General features: G+C 38.2%; 17 protein-coding genes and 1 other RNA gene. All 18 read left to right on the top strand.

What is annotated here, in order from left to right; all coding sequences use genetic code 11:
* The 18 genes from smpB (at nucleotide 1) to Q0E20_RS02645 (ending at nucleotide 21,379) form a co-directional block, all read left to right on the top strand.
* Complete coding sequence (gene smpB / locus Q0E20_RS02730; protein WP_005377596.1) at nucleotides 1–471, top strand: SsrA-binding protein SmpB; 471 nt, start codon at nucleotides 1–3, stop codon at nucleotides 469–471.
* Between the two features lie 22 nt (nucleotides 472–493).
* Nucleotides 494–874, top strand: coding sequence for a glucosaminidase domain-containing protein (locus Q0E20_RS02725; RefSeq protein ID WP_295995924.1), 381 nt, complete (start codon nucleotides 494–496; stop codon nucleotides 872–874).
* A 154-nt stretch (nucleotides 875–1,028) separates the two neighbouring features.
* Nucleotides 1,029–1,523 (top strand): hypothetical protein, encoded by a 495-nt coding sequence (locus tag Q0E20_RS02720; protein WP_295995918.1) that lies wholly within the window; start codon nucleotides 1,029–1,031, stop codon nucleotides 1,521–1,523.
* Nucleotides 1,520–2,248, top strand: coding sequence for a 6-carboxyhexanoate--CoA ligase (locus tag Q0E20_RS02715; protein ID WP_295995954.1), 729 nt, complete (start codon nucleotides 1,520–1,522; stop codon nucleotides 2,246–2,248). Before Q0E20_RS02720 ends, Q0E20_RS02715 begins: the two co-directional genes overlap by 4 nt.
* Before the next feature lies 1 nt (nucleotide 2,249).
* Nucleotides 2,250–3,413: an 8-amino-7-oxononanoate synthase gene (bioF, locus tag Q0E20_RS02710; RefSeq protein ID WP_295995915.1), complete on the top strand. Its 1,164-nt coding sequence runs from the start codon at nucleotides 2,250–2,252 to the stop codon at nucleotides 3,411–3,413.
* 29 nt (nucleotides 3,414–3,442) lie between these two features.
* Nucleotides 3,443–3,784, top strand: a transfer-messenger RNA (tmRNA) gene (gene ssrA / locus Q0E20_RS02705).
* 275 nt (nucleotides 3,785–4,059) lie between these two features.
* Nucleotides 4,060–5,193 carry an efflux RND transporter periplasmic adaptor subunit gene (locus Q0E20_RS02700; RefSeq protein WP_295995912.1) on the top strand — a complete coding sequence of 378 codons (1,134 nt, stop codon included), beginning with the start codon at nucleotides 4,060–4,062 and terminating at the stop codon, nucleotides 5,191–5,193.
* Nucleotides 5,194–5,203: 10 nt separating this feature from the next.
* Nucleotides 5,204–8,413 (top strand): efflux RND transporter permease subunit, encoded by a 3,210-nt coding sequence (locus Q0E20_RS02695; protein ID WP_295995908.1) that lies wholly within the window; start codon nucleotides 5,204–5,206, stop codon nucleotides 8,411–8,413.
* 149 nt (nucleotides 8,414–8,562) lie between these two features.
* Nucleotides 8,563–9,504: a manganese-dependent inorganic pyrophosphatase gene (locus Q0E20_RS02690; RefSeq protein WP_295995905.1), complete on the top strand. Its 942-nt coding sequence runs from the start codon at nucleotides 8,563–8,565 to the stop codon at nucleotides 9,502–9,504.
* Nucleotides 9,505–9,609: 105 nt separating this feature from the next.
* Nucleotides 9,610–11,799, top strand: a complete 2,190-nt coding sequence (gene pcrA, locus Q0E20_RS02685; RefSeq protein ID WP_295995901.1) for a DNA helicase PcrA — start codon at nucleotides 9,610–9,612, stop codon at nucleotides 11,797–11,799.
* Between the two features lie 26 nt (nucleotides 11,800–11,825).
* Entirely contained in the window at nucleotides 11,826–13,826 is a 2,001-nt protein-coding gene (ligA, locus tag Q0E20_RS02680) for an NAD-dependent DNA ligase LigA (RefSeq protein WP_295995898.1), read from the top strand.
* 64 nt (nucleotides 13,827–13,890) lie between these two features.
* Nucleotides 13,891–14,181 (top strand): Asp-tRNA(Asn)/Glu-tRNA(Gln) amidotransferase subunit GatC, encoded by a 291-nt coding sequence (gene gatC, locus Q0E20_RS02675; RefSeq protein WP_005379966.1) that lies wholly within the window; start codon nucleotides 13,891–13,893, stop codon nucleotides 14,179–14,181.
* Between the two features lie 11 nt (nucleotides 14,182–14,192).
* On the top strand, nucleotides 14,193–15,653 hold the full coding sequence (gene gatA, locus Q0E20_RS02670; protein ID WP_295995895.1) for an Asp-tRNA(Asn)/Glu-tRNA(Gln) amidotransferase subunit GatA: 1,461 nt from the start codon (nucleotides 14,193–14,195) through the stop codon (nucleotides 15,651–15,653).
* On the top strand, nucleotides 15,650–17,098 hold the full coding sequence (gene gatB / locus Q0E20_RS02665) for an Asp-tRNA(Asn)/Glu-tRNA(Gln) amidotransferase subunit GatB (protein WP_295995892.1): 1,449 nt from the start codon (nucleotides 15,650–15,652) through the stop codon (nucleotides 17,096–17,098). The genes gatA and gatB overlap by 4 nt, the downstream gene beginning before the upstream one ends.
* A gap of 148 nt (nucleotides 17,099–17,246) precedes the next feature.
* Entirely contained in the window at nucleotides 17,247–17,612 is a 366-nt protein-coding gene (locus Q0E20_RS02660; protein ID WP_295995890.1) for a DUF4229 domain-containing protein, read from the top strand.
* Between the two features lie 64 nt (nucleotides 17,613–17,676).
* Nucleotides 17,677–19,422: a B12-binding domain-containing radical SAM protein gene (locus Q0E20_RS02655; RefSeq protein ID WP_295995887.1), complete on the top strand. Its 1,746-nt coding sequence runs from the start codon at nucleotides 17,677–17,679 to the stop codon at nucleotides 19,420–19,422.
* A 14-nt stretch (nucleotides 19,423–19,436) separates the two neighbouring features.
* Nucleotides 19,437–20,414 (top strand): TIGR01212 family radical SAM protein, encoded by a 978-nt coding sequence (locus tag Q0E20_RS02650; RefSeq protein ID WP_295995884.1) that lies wholly within the window; start codon nucleotides 19,437–19,439, stop codon nucleotides 20,412–20,414.
* On the top strand, nucleotides 20,411–21,379 hold the full coding sequence (locus Q0E20_RS02645; protein WP_295995881.1) for a PhoH family protein: 969 nt from the start codon (nucleotides 20,411–20,413) through the stop codon (nucleotides 21,377–21,379). Before Q0E20_RS02650 ends, Q0E20_RS02645 begins: the two co-directional genes overlap by 4 nt.
* Nucleotides 21,380–21,383 lie beyond the last annotated feature (4 nt).

Here is a 21,383-nt window from a genome sequence, read left to right as displayed (position 1 = left end):
ATGGCAAAGAAAGATGCTCCATCATTAATTGCAGATAACCGTAAGGCACGTCATGATTTTAATATTCATGAAACCTATGAAGCGGGCATCGCATTGACGGGAACAGAGATTAAATCAATTCGCCAAGGTAAATTAAATCTTAAGGATAGCTTTATCCGCATTGATAAGGGCGAAATGCTTCTCTACGGTGTTCATATCAGTCCTTATGAACAGGGCAATCGCTTTAATCATGAGCCTGAACGAACGCGTAAGTTATTAATGCATAAATCGGAAATTAAGAAATTATTCCAACAAGTGAAAGAAAAGGGATTCTCCTTGATTCCATTGAATTTTCATTTTAGCCGTGGCTATGTGAAGGTAACGGTTGGTCTTGTAACCGGTAAAAAGTTATACGATAAACGCCAAGATATGGCAGAACGCGATGCAAAACGAGACATTGCCAAGCGTTTAAAGGAACAACAAAAATACTAATATAAACATAGGAGGATGTTTAGTGGAAGTTAATCAATATTTTTATAGTTTGGCAAAAATATCAGCTCAAAAAGCAGCTGAAAACGGAGTACATGTAGATCCTAAATTTATATATACTCAATGGTACATTGAAACAGGTGGGTTTACATCTCAACTACAAGCCACTCATCATAACTTAGGTGGTGTTACAGCATCAGATGGGAGCTGGAGACATTTTACCGATTTTGTTGATTTTGCCAATTATTTTGGTAATTATCTAACATATTATAGAGAAGACGGTATGACAAATGCTAGCTCTTTATATTCGTATATCACTGCTTTATATAATGGAGGCTACTTTACAGCAGACTTTAATTCATATTATAATTCTGTGTTACAAGTGTTTAATACTATCAATTTCTAAATATGGTTAAGGGACTGTTTTACAGTCCCTTATTTTTATGTATATTGTTAACTTAATACCAAACATAAGTTGATAAAAATCACACATTTTCTTATAATGTAAACAAAGGTATATTTTGTAGTTAACAATATATGTTTATGATGAGGTGTGCATTATGAGTCAAATTCGTCAAATCACAGAGATTGGTATTCTAACAGCAATGATTACAATTTTAGGAGCTATTAAAATCCCTAATCTTGTGCCAGGTATTGAGTTTCAGTTATCAGCACCTCTTGCAGTGGCAATTTGTGCGGCTTTTGGTTTTAAAAAGTACATCATTAGTGGATGTTTATCTAGTCTTATCGGGCTAGCATTAGGGACACAAAATATTTTGAGTGTTGCTATAGCTATGCAGTTTAGATTGGTAGTTGGTTTCTTATTGTGGATTTGTAAGAATCATATGCTTGGCGTTATTTTAAGTGGTCCTATTGCTTCGACGGTAGCTCGATTAACACTATCTATTTACGTTGGAAAAGGTGCTTTAGCTATGGTTATGCTCGCAGTACCTGGTATGATTTTTACTGCAATTGTGGCTCCTATAATGACAGCTGTATTTAAAAAGGTTGTATCTGCAGCGTCACATGGTGCACTAAGAAGGGTTGTACGATAATGGGGCTATATAGTATACGTATGCGTGGTGCTGAAGGTGGTCCGCATGAAGAAGGGGGACGTCATATATCTGGGGCTGAACGCATTGTAAATGAATGTGAATTGGAATCAGTAGCATCTTCTTTAATTCATCGGGCTTTGCATCATAGTAAAGGAAAATCAGACTTTATTAATATTCGTATAGATGCTGTATCAGATAATGATATTACGTATGTCGATTGTTTAGACATTGAGGAACATACAACTAAATCGGTAGAAAGTTCACATGAATTAGCTAAAGAAATACTACAGTCTGTTGTGAGTCATAAAGCAGTAGAAAATTCTTTTATAGAATTAGAAAAATTGCCAGATAATATGCGTGGTGCCATTTTGATGGATGCTCAGACCGGTGTAAGATTAGATGCTAATCACCTTCGTGGTGTACGTGTGAGTCATATGGATGCATCTGGGGCTGAAAATAGGTCGATGAATGTACATATGCGTGAAGCTCTGGTATTAGCCACAAAAGTACAGTCTTGTCCAGGAATTGTTGGGGAATTATGCTGGTCTGATGATCCAGACTATACAGTTGGATATGTAGCTTGTGGTGGTGTGTATCATCGCATTCCGCATATGAAAAAAATGGGTAACCCTATTGGTGGACGTGTATTTTTCGTTGACTCAAATGAGCCCATTCAGGAGATAGTTGATTATTTAGAAAATACGACAGTATTGGTACGGTGGTAACGTGGATTATTTTCAAAATTTTAAGGACCTATTAGTTGCTAAAGAACAAGCACAGAATAAGAGAAGTATTAAATTTTATGAACCTCTAGATGCTGTTCGAGTTAAATGTGGAAATCGAGAGTTTATCATGATGGCTTCCAATAATTATTTAGGTCTTACTCATGATGTACGTGTACAACAAGCTGCTATACAGGCAGTTCAACACTATGGTACAGGATCTGGGGGTGCAAGACTTACATCTGGATCTTTTCCATTGTTTAACGAACTTGAAACAGCAATTTCTGATTTTAAAAATACAGAACAAGCCCTTATTTTTAATACTGGATATATGGCAAACGTAGGAACGATTACGGCTTTAATGGATAAAAATAGTATTATCATTAGTGATGAATTAAACCATGCTAGTATCATCGATGGATGTCGCCTTAGTGGAGCTCATATTGAGCGGTATAAACATAAAGATGTAGAACATGCTGAATATATTCTTAAGAATTATAAATCTGCGTATAAAATGATCATTACTGATGGTGTATTTAGTATGGATGGAGATATTGCACCATTAGATAGGCTGTATGAGTTAAGTAAGGAATATAATGCTCTTCTTATGGTAGATGATGCGCATGCGACCGGTGTCATCGGAAATGGGCGAGGTACGGCTCATCATTTTGGTCTTACCGATGTAGATGTACAGCTTGGTACCTTGAGCAAGGCCTTAGGTTCTGTTGGCGGCTACGTGGCGGGGCGTAAGGAATTGATAGAATACCTGATTAACTATAGTCGTAGCTTTATATTTTCTACAGCTTTGTCCCCGGCGGATATCGGTGCGGCTTTAGAGGCCCTAAGAATTGTACGAGATGAACCATCTGTGGTCGATACATTACGTGATAATACTGTGTATATAGCATATAAATTACAGGCTATGGGCATTGATTGTGATGATGAAACACCGATATTCCCGATTGTGGTAGGCGAGAATGATCGAGCCTTAACATTGGCCCGTGAGTTAGAAGAACGAGGCATTATTATTACTGCTATTCGGCCTCCTACGGTTCCTGTTGGTGAAAGTCGCCTCCGCATGACGGTGACTGCTGCTCATAGCAAAGAGCAACTTGATTATGTCGCACAATCGCTGCATGAATTACTAGTTGACATGAATATACATTAGGGGTATGATAGATAAACCATCAAACCCATGGGGATGTAAAGGTTTCGACAGGGGCGAGTGTGGTATAGATAGCGAGTCGGCGTTCCATTGGGCCGTTAAACGGTGGGAAAACATTTAAACGCAGAAGAAAATTTTGCATTAGCTGCATAAGCTACGTCCCTCATACTTGTGCCTACCAAGTGTGAATGGACGTCAAACCGTAGGCTGGCTTAATTTAGTCGTTCATATGAATTAGGCGAGACAACATGAACTGGAGTACTGTAGTTTGTCTGTGAGCGATAGGTACTTGAGATTTAAATCATAGACTGTGCTCGGAGAAGTCTATATGGCAACGCTTTTGGACAGGAGTTCGACTCTCCTCATCTCCACCATATCAGATATGTATATATCGAGAATAAGATTCAATTTGTTTGATTCATATTCTCGATATTTTTTTGTTTTCTCCATATTTAGTTGTAAAAGTCAACAAAATATAGTGTGAGATTGTACACAACTAAATGTATAAAAGTATAGATAATATCTAGCTTTATAAGTGCTTTATGACGTATGGAAATCTTGACTATTGTAGGGGAATAAAGTACAATATATTGAGATATTTATAAATTTGGATTTTATAAATTTAGTGTTATGAAAAGGAGAACATGTAATGAAGTCTCGTTATTCACGCATGTTAGCAGTATTAACAGTATCAGCATTACTGGTAGCAGGTTGTGGTAGCCAACAGCAGCAAGGAACTGATGTGGCTGTAAATTCATATAAAATCGTATCGCAAAATGCGCAAGTTGATCAAACGTACACTGGTACGATTAAAGCAGAGAACTCAGTGGCTGTACATGCCCGTGTGACTGGATATGTGGTTGAAAAATATGTTAAAGGGGGAGACCAAGTAGTAGCTGGTCAACCATTATACCGTATTGACTCTCGTCAGTATGAATCTAATGTAGCAACAGCAGAAGCAAATGTAGCTAGAGCTAATGCAGATTATCAAAATGCTGAAACTGATTTAGGTCGTTATGAAACCTTGGCTAGTCAAGATGCTATTGCACGTCAACGAGTGGATACGCAACGTTCTGCTGCAGAACAAGCTAAAGCAGCTGTGGAAGCGCAACAAGCAGCATTAAAAATTGCTCAAGATAATTTAGGTGATACTATTATATATGCTCCATATTCTGGCACATTGAGTATTGATGCTGTTGATGTAGGTACATTTGTTAATGCAGGCTCTACAACGTTGGTAACTATTGATTCTGTAGACCCTATTTTTGTAGAATTTAGCATGACTGAACAAGAATATCTCGAATTTATGAATAGTCGTTCTGGTGACGAAACAAGTGGTACTAATTTAAAATTACGACTTGCTAATGGCGAAGAGTATAAAAGCGGTGTAGGTTCTGTTGTTCAAGCTGCAAGAACATTAGATCCTTCCACTGGTAAGCTTATTTTGAAAGCTTCTTTCCCTAATCCTGATCATTTGTTGTTACCTAATATGTTTGCTACCGTTATTTCTCCTGGTGAACAATTGACGAATGCCATTTTAGTACCAACAAAAGCTATTGTACAAATTATGGATAAAAACTTTGTATATGTCATTGGACAAGATGGTACAGTATCTCAAAAGGCTATTGAACTTGGCGGTACTACAGGTGCTTTCACAATTGTTAAATCTGGTCTTGTAGATGGTGATGAAATTGTAGTTGATGGTTTAACTAAGGTTAAGAATGGTGCAAAAGTACAAGCAACAGAATTAACTAAATCTCAAATTGAAACAGCTAAACAATAGGAGGTAGGACGTGTCGAAATTCTTTATTAATCGGCCTATCTTTGCCATTGTTATCGCCATTATGATTACATTGGCAGGATTGATTTCAATGGTTAACCTTCCGATAGCTCGATATCCACAAATTTCTCCACCCTCAGTACAAGTTAGTACTGCTTATACAGGTGCTACTGCACAAGTTGTGAATGATACGGTGGCTAGTGTTATTGAAACACAAATTGTAGGGGTGCAAGATTTAGACTATATGACGTCTACAAGTTCCAGTAATGGTACATATTCCTTGTCACTGCAATTCAATCAAGGTAGTGATGCTGATATGGATACGGTAAATACTCAAAACCGTGTACAAGCTGCGCTATCTCAATTACCTTATGAGGTTCAACAAGTTGGTGTGACAACTACAAAATCCTCTGGTGATATGGCATATATCTTTTCATTAAATTCTCCTAATGGTACATTTGATAGTACATTTCTTAAAAACTATGGTACTAACTATTTGATGGATGCTATTAAAGGTGTTAAGGGTGTAGGTTCCGTTCAGGAGTTTGGCTCTGATTATGCTATGCGTGTATGGTTAGATCCAAGTAAAATGCAAAAAGCAGGGGTTACTCTTTCTGATGTAACAGCTGCTATTAAAAGTCAAAATGTACAAGCGGCAGCTGGTACAGTTGGTAAAAATCCCACCAATGGAGAACAAGCATTCCAATATCCTATCAAAATTGATGGGCGTCTTGTAACAGAACAACAATTTGGTAATATTGCGATTAAAACTTCTAATGGTACTATATTACATTTAAAAGATATTGCTAGAATTGATGTTGGGGCTAAGGGATATGATTTTTCACCTAAAGCTTCGTATCGTGATAAAAATGTTCCGTCTGATGAAGTTTTATTTGTTGAGCATCGTCCAACGGCTGGCTTTGCGGTTTCATTACAAAATGATGCAAATGCATTAGAAACGATTGCAAATGTTCAAAAGATCTTAGCAGAGCAATCTAAATCTTTTCCACAGGATCTAGAGTATCATGAATTCGTTGATAATACTAAATTTGTACGTGCTTCAATTAATGAAGTAGAGCACACATTCTTCGAAGCATTGTTGCTGGTTCTTATTGTAGTATATGTATTCTTGCAATCTTGGCGCTCTACATTGATACCTATGATTGCAGTACCAGTATCTCTACTCGGTACATTTGGTGCATTTGTTCTATTAAACTTTTCTATTAATACATTGACGTTATTTGCTATGGTATTAGCTATCGGCCTTGTAGTCGATGATGCTATCGTAGTAGTAGAGGCTGTTGAATATGAATTAAAATATAATGGTTTAGCACCAAAAGAGGCAGCTATTGCAGCAATGAAGAATGTACAAGGCCCTGTAATTGGTATTGCTTTTGTGCTATCTGCTGTATTTATTCCAGTTGCATTTACGGGTGGTATGACAGGTATTTTATATAAGCAATTTGCTTTGACCATTGCCGTTTCTGTCGTTATTTCTGCTATTGTTGCGTTGGTATTGACACCAGCTCTATGCGCGACGATGTTGAAACCACATGTACAACAAGAACATGAAGATTTTATTCATCGTCAACTTAATAAGTTTAATCGTGGCCTTGAACGTTTTAGTGATTGGTATGGTAAGGTATTAGCACGTTTGAGCCATCGTTTGAGCTTAACTGTTATTACATTACTAGTATTTGCTGCTGGCACAGGGATTGTATTCCATTTCTTGCCAACGAGTTTCGTACCGGCTGAAGATAGTGGATACTTCTTAATTGCGGTAAATGAACCGCCTGGTGCAACGTCTGCACGTACTGTAGAAACTCTAGATAAAATCAAAGATTTCTTAGAAGGTACTCCAGGTGTTAAAGAAAATGTTGAACAAGTATTTACTGTTTCTGGGCTTGATCTGTTAGGTGGCGGTCTAAAATCTAGTGCTGGCGCTTCTTTTGCAGTGTTAAAAGATTGGGATGAACGTAAATCTTCTGATCAATCTGTAAATGCTATGGTTCGTGCCGTATTTGGTTTTGCGGCCAAAAATATTCCAGAAGCAAGTGTAATAGCATTGAATCCACCATCTATTCCTGGCCTTGGTAAGACTGGTGGTTTCCAAATGTATATTATTAATAAGGCAGGGGATAGCCCAGAAGTTATGGCTGAACGTGCACAAGCATTTATTGCAGAAGCACGTACTAATCCAGCTATTCAAACCATTTACACAACATTTGATACGGCTACGCCTTCTTTACAATTCCAAATTAATCGTGAAAAAGCAGCTCAAGATGGTGTAGCTTTACCTGATATATTCACAGCATTGCAAGGCTTCTATGGTAGTATTCAAGTCAATGATTACACATCGTATGGTAAGAATTATAAGGTTATTGTTCAAGCCGAGGATGCATTCCGTCAAAATGCAGATAACTTGAATATGTTAGCTGTTCGTAATAGCAAAGGACAAATGGTTTCCATTGCTAATTACATTACAAAAGAAAAGACAGGTACACCTTCTTCCATTACGCGTTTCGATAATGCGATGGCTGTACAAATTGGCGGTTCTCAAGCCCGTGGTTACTCATCTGGTGATGCTATTACAGCATTAAAAGAGGCAGCTGCTAAAACATTACCACAAGGTTATACGTATGATTGGGGCGGTCAAACTCGTGAAGAGTTAAAAGCTGGTTCTCAAACATTATTCATTCTAGGTCTTGGTTTAACATTTGTATTCTTAATTCTTGCTGCATTGTATGAGTCTTGGAAGGTTCCATTTGCTGTATTATTCTCTGTACCATCTGGTATGATTGGTGCAGCGTTAATACCATTCTTATTGGACTTTACCGGAAAATTCCAGTTAGCTAATGATATTTATATGCAAATTGGTTTGTTAACTTTAGTAGGTTTGGCTGCTAAAAATGCTATCCTGATTATCGAATATGCTAAGATTCGTGTTGATGAACGAGGTATGGATATCGTAGATGCGGCTATCGAAGCGGCTAAGATACGTTTACGTCCAATCTTGATGACATCTTTTGCATTCATCTTTGGTGTATTACCATTGGCTATCTCTACTGGTGCAGGTTCTGGTGCTCGTACATCGATGGGTATCACAGTAGTAGCAGGTATGACAACTGCTACGTTCTTTGGTATTTTCATTATTCCAATGCTTTTCATCATTATTGAAAAGATTGGCCCTGGATTCTTTACAAAACGTAAAAAGAATCACTAAATCCAAATTTCATAACACAAATAAAACACGCTTATAACATGGCTTATAGGCGTGTTTTTTTAGATGTTTTATGGTATAATATCCTAGTTAAAACGATTATTTATCGCATAAGCGATATTGTAAAATATTTATATCAAAGAGGTATTAACATGAGTGATGTAAAAACTTTTGTAGCTGGTCATAAAAGCCCTGATACTGATTCTATTTGTTCTGCTATTTCCTATGCTAATTTATTAACACAAATGGGAACACCTGCAACACCTGTATGTGCTGGTGATGCTAATAAAGAAACCAAATACGTATTACAGCATTTTGGTTTTGAACATCCACAAATCGTTACAAATTGGGAAGAGTTCGCTCCTAATGGTGGTAATTTATATTTAACTGACCATAATGAATCTAAACAAATTATCGATGGTTATAAATCTATGAATATGTGTGGTGTTATCGATCATCATCGTATTGGTGACTTTGAAACAGATGGTCCTGTATTCATTCGCATGGAACCAGTAGGCTGCACAAATACAATTTTAACTAAACTTTACATTGAAAATAATCAAGAGATTCCTAAGAATATTGCTGGTTTAATGTTGTCTGCTATTATTTCTGACACTGTATTGTTCCGCTCTCCAACATGTACAGAAACAGACAAGGAAATGGCTCATAAACTAGCTGCCATCGCTGGTGTGGATATTGAATCCTATGGTTTAGACATGTTGAAAGCTGGTGCAGATATATCTGATTTAACAAACGATGAAATCGTGCGTACAGATATGAAGGAATTCTCTGAAGCAGGTCAAACAATTTCTATCGGTCAAATTTCCGTTATGGATACAACTGATGTGTTGGCCAAACAAGCTGAATTAGTAGCTGCTTTAGAAGATCTTCGTACGGCTAACGGCTATGCTGCATCTTATATTATGGTTACCAATATTCTTGATGAAAGCACAACATTGATTTATAGCGGTGATGTAGAATCTGTTGTGGTTAACGCATTTGGTAAAAATGTAAAGGATAATGCTGTATTCTTACCAAATACAATGTCTCGTAAGAAACAAATTGTACCTCCAATTTTAGGAGCTATGAAATAATAAAGGATATAATCATGGTAATAAAAACGTTGCATTTGCAACGTTTTTATTATATGTAATGGTCATTTATAATTACTCATTTTATGTTATAGATAAGGAGATACCATGCAATCATTGTTAGATGGCTTGAATCGGGAGCAACAACAAGCCGTACAACATACCGAAGGCCCCCTATTGATTTTAGCAGGTGCAGGATCAGGGAAAACAAAGGTATTAACTGTACGTATAGCATATTTATTGGCTCAAGGTGTAAATCCTTATGAAATCTTAGCCATCACATTTACCAATAAGGCGGCTAAGGAAATGAAAAGCCGTGTTGAAGGACTTGTTGGTGATGTAGCTAATCGAATTTGGCTAAGTACGTTCCACAGCTTTTGTGCTAAATTTTTACGCTTTGAATTAGATAATTTTTTGGGTTATAACAGTAATTTTACAATTTATGATACATCTGACTCTCAAGTTGTTATAAAAGCAGCCTTGAAGGCTCTTAATCTAGACGATAAATACTATCCTGTAGGTGCTATGATCAGTGCTATATCTGATGCAAAAAATAAGTTAATGTTTGCTTCTGATTATAGAAAACAAGCACGAGATTTTTACCAACAAAAGGTAGCTGATGTATATGAGTACTACGAACGAGAGTTGCGTAAAAATAATGCTTTAGACTTCGATGATCTTTTACTCGTAGCGGTTAAATTATTACAGTCTAACGCTGCCGTGTTGGAAAAATACAGCAAACGTTTTAGATATGTTATGATTGACGAGTATCAAGATACGAACCACGCTCAATATTTATTGGCTTATTTATTATCATCTCATTGGAAGAATATCGCCGTCGTAGGTGATGCTGATCAAAGTATTTATGCATGGCGTGGTGCAGATATTCAAAATATCCTCGATTTCGAAAAGGATTATCCAAATTGTACATCTATTAAATTAGAGCAGAATTATCGTTCTACCAAGATTATCTTGGATGCAGCCAATGCGGTTATCGATAATAATGAAGGACGTCCAGAAAAGAATCTTTGGACTGATAAGGTAGAAGGCGCTAAAATTCAGCACTTTACGGCCCAATCAGAACATGAAGAGGCTGCTTTCATAGGCGATACAATTGTAAAAAAACACGATATTCATGGCGTACCGTATGGTGATATGGCAATCTTGTATCGTACTAATGCACAATCCCGTGTACTAGAAGAAGCATTGATTAAACGCGCCTTACCGTACACTATGGTAGGTGGTACGAAGTTCTATGATAGAAAAGAAATTAAAGACGTGCTCGCCTATTTGCGCGTATTATATAATCCATTCGATGATTTAAGTTTGTTGCGTATTATCAATGTACCAAAGCGTAGTATCGGTGCTACTACGGTATCTAAATTACAAGACTATGCTCGTGAAAATGTTACATCTTTATTTATGACCTTAACACAATTGCATTTGGTTGATACTATTAAGGGTAAAACAAAGGAAAAACTTGAAGAGTTTGGTGTTTTAATTTTTACGCTTGTTGCAGAAATGGATGATAAATCCGTCCTTGATATTTTAGAAGCTATTCTTGATCGAACTGGATACTTGGCTCAACTAGAGGAAAGTACAGATCCACAGGATCAAGCGCGGGCAGAAAATATTGGTGAATTGTTATCTGTAGCTAAGGATTTCCAGGATACGAATCCTACAGGTACTGTTGAGGATTTCTTAGAACAAGTGGCCTTAGTAAACGATGTAGATTCTTTTGAACAAGAAGAATCTAAGGTTACCTTGATGACATTGCATGCGGCGAAAGGTCTTGAATTCCCTATTGTATTTCTTGGTGGCTTAGAAGAGGGGTTATTCCCACATAGTCGTACCTTGATGAATCCAGAGGAAATCGAAGAAGAACGACGCCTTGCGTATGTAGGGATTACGCGTGCTGAGAAGGAATTATACATTTCTAATGCTACAACTCGTACCGTATTTGGTCGTACTAGCAGTTATTTACCATCGCGCTTTATCGATGAAATTCCTGCTGAATTAGTTGATAGTTTACGTGCAAAACGTAAAATTCCTGATGATATCAAACCAACAGTACCAAGACATATGTCTGTAGCTAGTCGTCCAGTAACAAAACCGATTATTCGCAATGAAGTTATTGCTGATTGGAAGGTTGGGGATACTGCTATTCACAGTAAATGGGGAAATGGTAAGGTCGTCAATGTTTCTGGTGAGGGGGCTGGCATGAAGCTGACCATTGAATTCCCTACACAAGGTGTTCGGGTAGTTATGGCTAAGTTTGCACCGGTAAAAAAAGGTTAAATCATTGTATGATATAGAGGATAATTATGAATCCTAAAGATAGAATAGAACAATTACAAAAAGAATTGACTCATGCGCAGTATTTATACTATGTAAAAGATGCACCAACTATGAGTGATTTTGAGTATGATCACAAATATCGTGAACTTGTGGATTTAGAAACGGCACATCCTGAATATATTGTGCCATCGTCTCCGACACAGCGGGTTGGCATCAAGGCGGATGGTCCCTTTGAAAAAGTAGTCCATGGTAGACCTATGCTCAGCTTATCCAATGTGTTTAGTCCGGATGAAGTGCGTGCCTTTGACCAACGGGTAACGAAGGAATTGGGACATCAGACAAAGGCTTATGTGGTGGAGTTGAAAATTGATGGATTAGCTGTTAATTTACACTATGAGAATGGTAGCTTTGTTCGTGCCGTCACACGCGGTGATGGTAAGGTGGGGGAAGATGTAACAGCCAATGTACGTACCATCAAATCCATTCCTTTATATTTAGAAAATGCGCCTGAGTTTATTGAAATTCGCGGTGAAGCGTACATGCCACATAGCGAATTTAAGCGTATCAATGAGGAACGCGATGAAGAAGGGTTACCTACCTTTGTTAATCCTCGCAATGCAGCGGCAGGTTCCTTGCGACAACAGGACCCTGCTATTACAGCAAGTCGAAATCTTGCATTCTTTGCTTATGCTATTGGTTCTGAAAGCGGAGCTAATATCCATACACAAGAGGAATTGTTACATACATTAGAGAATTTTCATTTCTCTGTGAACCCACATTATCGCGTATGTAAGACAGTAGACGAAGTAATTGAGGCCATTAATTATTGGGGCGAAAAACGCCATGAATTGCCATATGATACAGATGGTATGGTTATTAAGGTTAATGACTTTGATGACCAAGAAGTATTAGGCTCGACGGCTAAAGATCCTAAGTGGGCTACCGCCTATAAATATCCTCCAGAAGAGGTGGAAACGATTATCAAAGATATTACCATCAATGTAGGCCGTACCGGCGTATTGACACCAACTGGTGAACTAGAGCCAGTATTTGTATCTGGTACTAATGTGAGCCGTGTTACATTACATAATCAAGATTTCATCACTGAAAAGGATATTCGCATTGGTGATCATGTTCTCATTCATAAGGCGGCTGAAATTATTCCAGAGGTTATTCGCGTATTGCCAGAGAAACGTACCGGTAGTGAAGTACCTTTCACAATTCCTAATCATTGTCCTGTTTGTGAAAGTCCAGCAGTACGCCGCGAAGGTGAAGCGGCTATTCGCTGTACCAATAAACATTGTCCTGCTATTGAAAAGGAACAAATTATTCACTTTGCATCTCGCGATGCGATGAATATCGATGGCCTTGGTCCAAGTATTGTAGAAAATTTGATTAATGAAAAATTGATTACCAATGTAGTTGATTTATATCATTTGACTACAGAAACGATTATGTCAATGGATCGGATGGGGAAAAAATCGGCAGATAATCTTGTAAAAGCTATTTCAGATTCTAAATCGCGTGGATTAGATCGGGTGCTATTTGGCCTTGGCATTCGATTGATTGGATCTAAAGCGGCTAGCACAATTGCTAATGTTGTTAAATCTATGGATAGATTCCTAACAATTACCAAGGAAGAATTAGTGGCTGTTGAAGAAATTGGACCAACAATGGCGGATAGCATCATTGAGTATCGTGAGGATCCGCAACATATTGAAATTATCAATGGCTTAATTACAGCTGGTTTAAAAATGGACGTAGATGTGCAAGAAGCTGCTGGTAATGAAATGGACGGAGAAATTGTCGTTCTTACTGGTAAACTGGATGTTATGGGGCGTAACGAAGCTGGTAAATTATTAGAAAAACATGGTGCGAAAGTAACAGGCTCTGTGTCTAAAAAGACAACCCTAGTCGTTGCCGGTGAAGATAGCGGTAGTAAATTGACAAAGGCAAACGAGCTCGGTATTCGCGTTATCAACGAAGAAGAATTTATAGCATTACTTAAAGATTTAGGTGAAAACTAATCCTTTATTTTGAAAATATATGTCATATGCTTTATAATTAAAAGATATGAAAGGATGTGGACCGATGAAAATCAGCCAAGAGGAAATAAAAAAAATCGCTTTACTGTCCCGATTAGAAGTAAAAGAAGATAAAATGGCTAGCGTTGAGAAGGAATTGTCCGATATCTTAACGTATGTAGCAGAATTAAATGAATTAGAATTAGATGATGTAGAAGTAATGGCTCATGCTGTTCCTTTGCATAATGTATTTAGAGAAGATGAAACTAAACCTTCTTTAGATCACGACTTAGCATTGTCTAATGCACCTGAAGAAGAAGATGGGTACTTTAAAGTACCGCGCGTTGTACAAGAATAGGAGGTTTCACTGTGGCAACAATTCATGAATTACACACTAAATTAGTGAACAAAGAAATCAGTGCTATAGAATTAACAAATGCAGTAATTAGTCACAAAGCAAAAGTGGAACCAGAGGTACATACGTATTTATCTGATTCCCACGAATTAGCATTAGAGTCTGCTAAAGCTGTTGATGAAGCTATTGCAAAGGGTGAAGCTATTTCCCCATTAGCAGGTATTCCTGGCGCTATTAAGGATAATATTTGTATTAAAGATCAACCTGCTACATGTGCATCCAAAATGTTGGAACATTTCATTCCTCCATATAACGCATCTGTTATTGAGAGATTACATGCTAATCACTTAGTTAGCTTAGGTAAGCTTAACATGGATGAATTCGCCATGGGCGGTTCTACAGAAAATTCCGCATTAGCTAAAACGGCTAATCCATGGAATTTGGAGTGTGTACCAGGTGGTTCCTCTGGTGGTAGTGCAGCTGCCGTATCTAGCGGCTCTGCTATTTGGGCATTAGGCTCCGATACAGGTGGTTCTATCCGTCAACCAGCATCTTTCTGTGGTGTGGTAGGTATGAAACCAACCTATGGTAATGTATCTCGTTATGGTTTGATTGCCTTTGCATCCTCTTTGGATCAAATTGGACCTGTTACACGGGACGTAACTGATGCAGCGTTGGTTTTAAATGCCATTGCTGGTCATGATCCTAAAGACTCTACATCTATTCCGGGGCAACGTGTAGATTATACAAAAGCACTTGTAAACGATGTTAAGAATTTAAAAATTGGTGTACCAAAAGAATTCTTTGGCGATGGTCTTAATGTAGAAGTGCGCAAGGCTATCGATGAAGCAATTGAAACATATAAAAAATTAGGGGCTGAAATCGTTGAGGTTTCCTTGCCTAGCACAAAATATGCTTTGTCTGCGTACTATATTATCGCATTGGCAGAAGCAAGTTCTAACTTGGCTCGTTATGATGGAGTAAGCTATGGTTTGCGTGTGCCTGCAGATAATTTGGTAGAAATGTCTACTAAAACTCGTACAGAAGGCTTTGGCCCAGAAGTACAACGTCGTATCTTGCTCGGTACTTATGTATTGAGTGCAGGTTATTATGATGCGTATTATTTGAAAGCTCTTAAAGTACGTCGAGTTATCAAAAATGAATTTGATGCAGCCTTCTCCAAGGTTGATTTGTTATTGGCTCCAACAGCCCCTAATACAGCGTATAAGTTTGGTGAAAAAATCAATGATCCATTGGCTATGTACTTAGAAGATATTTGTACAGTTCCAGCTAACTTAGCAGGTATTCCTGGTATTAGCATTCCTGCGGGGATGAGCAGTGATAATTTGCCAATTGGCTTGCAATTATTGGGTCCTGCAATGGGCGAAGAAACATTGTTACGTGCAGCTTTCACCTTTGAACAAGCACGTCCAGATTGTCAATTAGTAGCACCAACTGGGGAGGTTTCTCTATGAGTAGTAAATACGAAACAGTCGTTGGTTTAGAGGTTCATACAGAGCTTAAGACTAAGTCTAAAATCTTCTGTGGTTGTACCACTGAATTCGGCGGTGATCAAAATACACATGTATGCCCAGTATGTCTCGGCTTACCTGGTGCTATGCCTGTGTTGAATAAACAAGTAGTAGAATTTGCTATCAAAGTAGGTTTAGCGTTGAATTGTGAAATTCTTAAATTCAACAAATTTGACCGTAAAAACTATTACTATCCTGATTTGCCTAAAAACTATCAAACATCTCAATACGATTTGCCAATTTGCTTGAATGGTCACTTAGACATTGAAGTAAATGGTGAAACTAAACGCATCGGTATTACACGTATTCACATGGAAGAAGATGCTGGTAAATTGGTTCATAGCGGTAATACGATTTCCGACTCCAATTCTTCTAATGTTGACTATAACCGTACAGGCGTACCGCTTCTTGAAATCGTATCTGAACCAGATATTCGCTCTGGTTCAGAAGCGAGAGCATACGTTGAAAAATTGCGTTCTATTTTGCAATACTTAGAAGTATCTGACGGTCGTATGGAAGAAGGTTCCTTGCGTGGTGACTGTAACGTATCCGTACGCCTTCGTGGCTCCAAAGAATTTGGTACACGTACAGAAACTAAAAACGTTAACTCCTTAACAGCTATTCAAAAGGTTGTTGAGTACGAAGCATTGCGTCAAGCTAAGCTTATCGAAGCAGGCGGCAAAGTAGACCAAGAAACACGTACGTGGGACGATGCACAAGGTATTACTCTTGGTATGCGTAAAAAGGACGAAGAAAATGATTACCGTTACTTCCCAGAACCAGACTTGGTACCAATCGTAATTACGGACGAAAAAATCGAAGAAGTACGTCGTTCTTTGCCTGAGTTACAAGACGCTAAAATTGCGCGCTTTGTATCCGAATATGGCTTGTCTCGTGAAGATGCAACCATTCTCACCATGGCTCGTAAGACGGCTGATTATTTAGATGCAGCTGTGAAAGCTGGCGCAGATCCTAAGACTGTGGCTAACTGGATGCTTGGTGACTTGTCTAAGATGATCAATGAGAGCGGTTTAACATTTGGTGAATCTAAGGTAAGCCCTGAAAACTTGGCCGGTATGATTGCTCTTATCGAAAAAGGAACCATTTCTGGTAAAATTGCAAAAAAAGTTATCGTATCCATGTGGGAATCCGGCAAGGATGCTGATGCTATCGTAAAAGAAGAAGGTCTTGTTCAAATTACAGATACTGGCGCTATTGAAGAAATCGTAAAACAAGTTATCGCTAATAACCCACAACCAGTGGCTGACTTTAAGGGCGGTAATGGCAAAGCTATCGGTTTCTTGGTAGGTCAAGTTATGAAAGAATCTAAAGGCCGTGCTAACCCTGGTATGGTTAACCAATTATTACAAAAATTCTTAAACGACTAAGACTGTCTTGACTTAGTTCATCTTAATATTGCATAAACGAATTGTCCTCTATGGTATATTTATCATAGGGGATATTTTGTTTTCATGACTATTATGGTATAATAAATTGTATAAAATTGATTAATAGTTTTGTGATAAGGAATATATCATGAATAACCAATATACAATGAATGAAAATAAAGAACAAGAAACTAAGACGCGTGTCCTAAGCGATACAGAGCGCCGTGATTTTGATGGTGTTACTATCGATGAATCGGGCGAGTCCGTACATGTAGAAACGACGCCCTCTTACGAACAAAATGAACGTACACAGTATGATCAATTTCAAGATTATGGTCCTCGCGTGAAAGTATATCATTTTGGCGGTTCTAGTTGGCTAAGCCGTATCATTATGATTATTGTATTAGCTGCAATCTTAGCAGCTATCGTATTTTTCGGGGGCATCATCTTGTCAATCGTTGGTGTAGTAGTCCTAGTAGGGGCTATTATCTCCTTTATCTTAGGCTTGTTTTAATGGTATAATATATCTATTATGACAAGACGGTGGCAAGTCCATTCGATGATGCTAAAGGGGTACTATGAACGTAGTTCTATCAACATTAAACTCAAAATTTATACATTCTTCACTTGCCTTGAGATATCTCAAGGCTTATGGTGAAGCCCATGGACAGGCATACGATATAGTGGAATATACTATTAATATGCCTGTTTTGCATATTCTCAGCGACATTACAGAGCATGATATCGATGTTCTAGGTTTTGCCTGCTACATTTGGAATATTGAAATGACCTTGCATGTGGTGGACATGGTGAAAGCCGTACGACCAGATATTAAAATAGTATTGGGCGGACCAGAGGTTTCTTTCACAGCTGATGAACTATTAGAACGATGTCCGAATATCGATTATATTGTACAAGGTGAGGGCGAGGAAGCATTCCATGCCCTTGTAACGGCATTACAACTTGGTAATGATGGGTTAGACCCTGTGATTCCCGGTGTGAGGGGACGTAGGAATGGTAGTATTTTAGGCTCGGCAGAGGCCGTAGAGGTTCGTGATTTATCTACCATACCATTCCCATATACAGAGGAAGATATGGACGATTTAGAGCATAAGATTATTTATTATGAATCCTCTCGTGGTTGTCCTTTTTCTTGTCAGTACTGTTTGTCGGGTAATAAGAATACTGTACGATTCTTTCCTCAAGAGCGGACATTAGAAGAATTGCAATGGTTTATTGATCATGGTGTGAAGCAAGTAAAATTTGTAGACCGCACCTTTAACTGTGCACCGCATCATCATAGACCACTTATGGAGTTCATGAGAGATAGCGATACAGATATGAATTTCCACTTAGAAATGGAACCGGAGCTTATGACAGAGTGGGAAACCAACATTCTTTGTGAAACGCCACCTGGACGCATTCAAATCGAGGTAGGTGTACAAAGCACACACAAGAAAACATTGGATGCTATTAATCGCTATAATGATTGGCCATACATCCAAAAATCTATACGTCCTATTATTCAAGCAGGACGTACGCATGTTCACATGGATCTTATTGTAGGATTGCCTCACGAGGATTTTAATCGATTTGGACAATCTTTTAACGATCTATTTAGCTTACAACCTCATGCATTACAAATAGGATTCTTAAAATTACTAAAAGGATCTGGTGTACGACGAATGAGTGAATACAAGTACGTAGCAGATCCGTTGGCACCATATGAGGTTTTGAGTACGCATGTATTACCTTATGATGAAGTACGTTTCTTGAAATATTTTGAAGATGTATTTGAGCGTTTTTATAATAGTGAGCGCTTTAGAACGACCTTTGGTTATATCGGACAACAATTGATTCACGGTGAAACAGATGCATTTACCTATTTTTGTGACATGACACGTGCATGGCTCAAGGAAGGTAATCACAAGGTTAATCTTAAGGATATAGACCAAATTGAATTCTTATATCGTTTCTTCCTTGCAAAAGGTGATACGATAGCTGCAGAGTTATTGCAATATGATACATTGGTAAGTTATCGTGGTAAGGTGCGTAGCGAAGTAGTAGGATTGCCTAAACAAACAAAGGAATTGCTACAAGTAGGCGAAGCGTTTTGGCGCAATGAAGAGATTGCGTCTACATTTATTCCCAATTATACTTTTAAAGAATGGCGTAAAATTCGCCAGCAATATGTGGAAATGACCATGAGCCGTGAAACAGCATCTTATTTAGGAATTCAACATATTCCAGAAGGGACTTTCACAGTGATCATAGATGTGAATCAAGAGGTAGCCCCATTTATTCGCCCTGAAAACATACAATGATATAGAGGAGTGTTATGTCAGATACAACGAGACCGAAACGGTACCGGATGGTGTCAAAATTTTATAAAGAAACATATGGTGAAAAGGTATATAAATTACCTGTTGCATTACCGTTAACCTGTCCTAATCGAGATGGGTCAGCTGGTGTTGGGGGCTGTACATTCTGTGGAGAAATCGGCGCAGGTTATGAAAATAGACCTGCATGGATGACGGTGCGCATGCAATTAAAGGAAAATATTGCACATATTGGCCCTAAATATAAGGCGAAGAAATTTATTCCTTATTATCAAAATTTTAGTAATACCTATTTACCATTAGAGGATTTTAAATCCTATATGGAACAAGGTTGTATTGATGAAGCCGTAGGGATTGCAATCGCTACGAGACCTGATTGTATTTCTAATGAGTATTTAGATGTATTACAGGACATACAACAGCGGTTTCATAAGGATATTTATATTGAGTTAGGATTGCAAACTGTTAATTATCATACACTTGAGAAAATCAATCGGGGCCATGATTTAGCGCAGTTTATCGATGCGGTGCTCCGCATTAAGCGCTATGAATTTAATGTGACCACACATATGATTGTCAATTTGCCATGGGATACGATGGAGGATACCATTGAAGGGGCCAAGATTTTATCGTCTCTTGGGGTTGATCAAGTAAAGTTACATGCTTTGTATATTGTGAAACATACATTGATGGCTAAATGGTATGAAGAAGGTCAAATTACCTTGATTAGTGCCGAGGAGTATGCAGAGCGTGTTGTTCAGTTTTTACGCCATCTCCATCCAGATATCGTATTGCAACGATTAGTGGGTCGTGCTCCAGAGGATAATACATTATTCACCAATTGGTCTATGGGCTGGTGGCGTGTACAGGATTTAATTGATGATATGATGGATGAACTAGATGCACATCAAGGCGATTTATGTGATTATTTAAATGGTAAAGCAGTACGTAAATTTATAGATGGGGGACAAGCATGAGCGAACGGGTATTTACCTTTCCTACCTATGACTTAGCACAATCTATACTAGGTCAACATAATAGATATTTACAAATGATGAATGAGGTCATCCCTGTAGATATCGTATCGCGTGGAGATACGGTTGTTATAAAGGGTGATGATATGTATGTAGATGCTCTATACCGTACCCTAGAGGAATTAGTATTTTTATATAAAGAAGGTAGCACAATCACAGAATCTCAGGTCCGCATTGCGGCTAAGATGGTCATGAATGGCAAGGGTGATGCTCTTCATACTATGTTTGAAGATACATTATCAGTAACAATGCGTGGTAAAAGTATTACGCCAAAGACGGAAGGTCAAAAGCAATATGTAGATAGTATTCGAAAGAATACGATTACTTTTGGCATCGGTCCTGCTGGTACAGGTAAAACCTTTTTGTCTGTTGCATTGGCAGCATTTTACTTAAAGAATCGTAATGTAGATAAGATTATTTTGACGCGACCTGCCGTAGAGGCTGGTGAACGGCTCGGATTCTTACCTGGAGAATTGCAAGATAAAGTAGACCCATATTTACGTCCCTTGTATGATGCGTTGCACGAAATGTTTGGTATTGAACAAGTTCAACGATTTATGGAGCGGGGCACAATCGAGGTAGCACCACTAGCGTATATGCGTGGTCGTACACTGGAGAATGCATTTGTTATCTTGGATGAAGCACAGAATACGACGGCAGAACAAATGAAGATGTTTTTAACACGTTTAGGTAATAACTCTAAAATGGTCGTCAATGGTGATAAAACACAAATTGACTTGCCGCCTCGTGTAACTTCTGGTTTATATGAAGCAGAAAAGGTATTAAAACGAGTGCCGGGCATTCATATGGTTTACTTTACGGATCAAGATGTGGTGCGTCATGATTTGGTAGGTCGTATTGTTAAAGCCTATGATGCGTACCATCAAAAGCTTTCAAAGGAAGAATAAGAAT

The organism is uncultured Veillonella sp., assembly GCF_934230905.1.
Lineage (GTDB): Bacteria > Bacillota > Negativicutes > Veillonellales > Veillonellaceae > Veillonella.
This window is presented reverse-complemented; position numbering and strand designations above follow the sequence as displayed.

Bases quoted from the DNA above. Each gene is read 5' to 3' on its own strand.
- smpB (WP_005377596.1), top strand. From the start codon at position 1: ATGGCAAAGAAAGATGCTCCATCATTAATTGCAGATAACCGTAAGGCA.
- Q0E20_RS02720 (WP_295995918.1), top strand. From the start codon at position 1,029: ATGAGTCAAATTCGTCAAATCACAGAGATTGGTATTCTAACAGCAATG.
- Q0E20_RS02700 (WP_295995912.1), top strand. From the start codon at position 4,060: ATGAAGTCTCGTTATTCACGCATGTTAGCAGTATTAACAGTATCAGCA.
- Q0E20_RS02690 (WP_295995905.1), top strand. From the start codon at position 8,563: ATGAGTGATGTAAAAACTTTTGTAGCTGGTCATAAAAGCCCTGATACT.
- pcrA (WP_295995901.1), top strand. From the start codon at position 9,610: ATGCAATCATTGTTAGATGGCTTGAATCGGGAGCAACAACAAGCCGTA.
- ligA (WP_295995898.1), top strand. From the start codon at position 11,826: ATGAATCCTAAAGATAGAATAGAACAATTACAAAAAGAATTGACTCAT.
- gatC (WP_005379966.1), top strand. From the start codon at position 13,891: ATGAAAATCAGCCAAGAGGAAATAAAAAAAATCGCTTTACTGTCCCGA.
- gatB (WP_295995892.1), top strand. From the start codon at position 15,650: ATGAGTAGTAAATACGAAACAGTCGTTGGTTTAGAGGTTCATACAGAG.
- Q0E20_RS02660 (WP_295995890.1), top strand. From the start codon at position 17,247: ATGAATAACCAATATACAATGAATGAAAATAAAGAACAAGAAACTAAG.
- Q0E20_RS02655 (WP_295995887.1), top strand. From the start codon at position 17,677: ATGAACGTAGTTCTATCAACATTAAACTCAAAATTTATACATTCTTCA.
- Q0E20_RS02650 (WP_295995884.1), top strand. From the start codon at position 19,437: ATGTCAGATACAACGAGACCGAAACGGTACCGGATGGTGTCAAAATTT.
- Q0E20_RS02645 (WP_295995881.1), top strand. From the start codon at position 20,411: ATGAGCGAACGGGTATTTACCTTTCCTACCTATGACTTAGCACAATCT.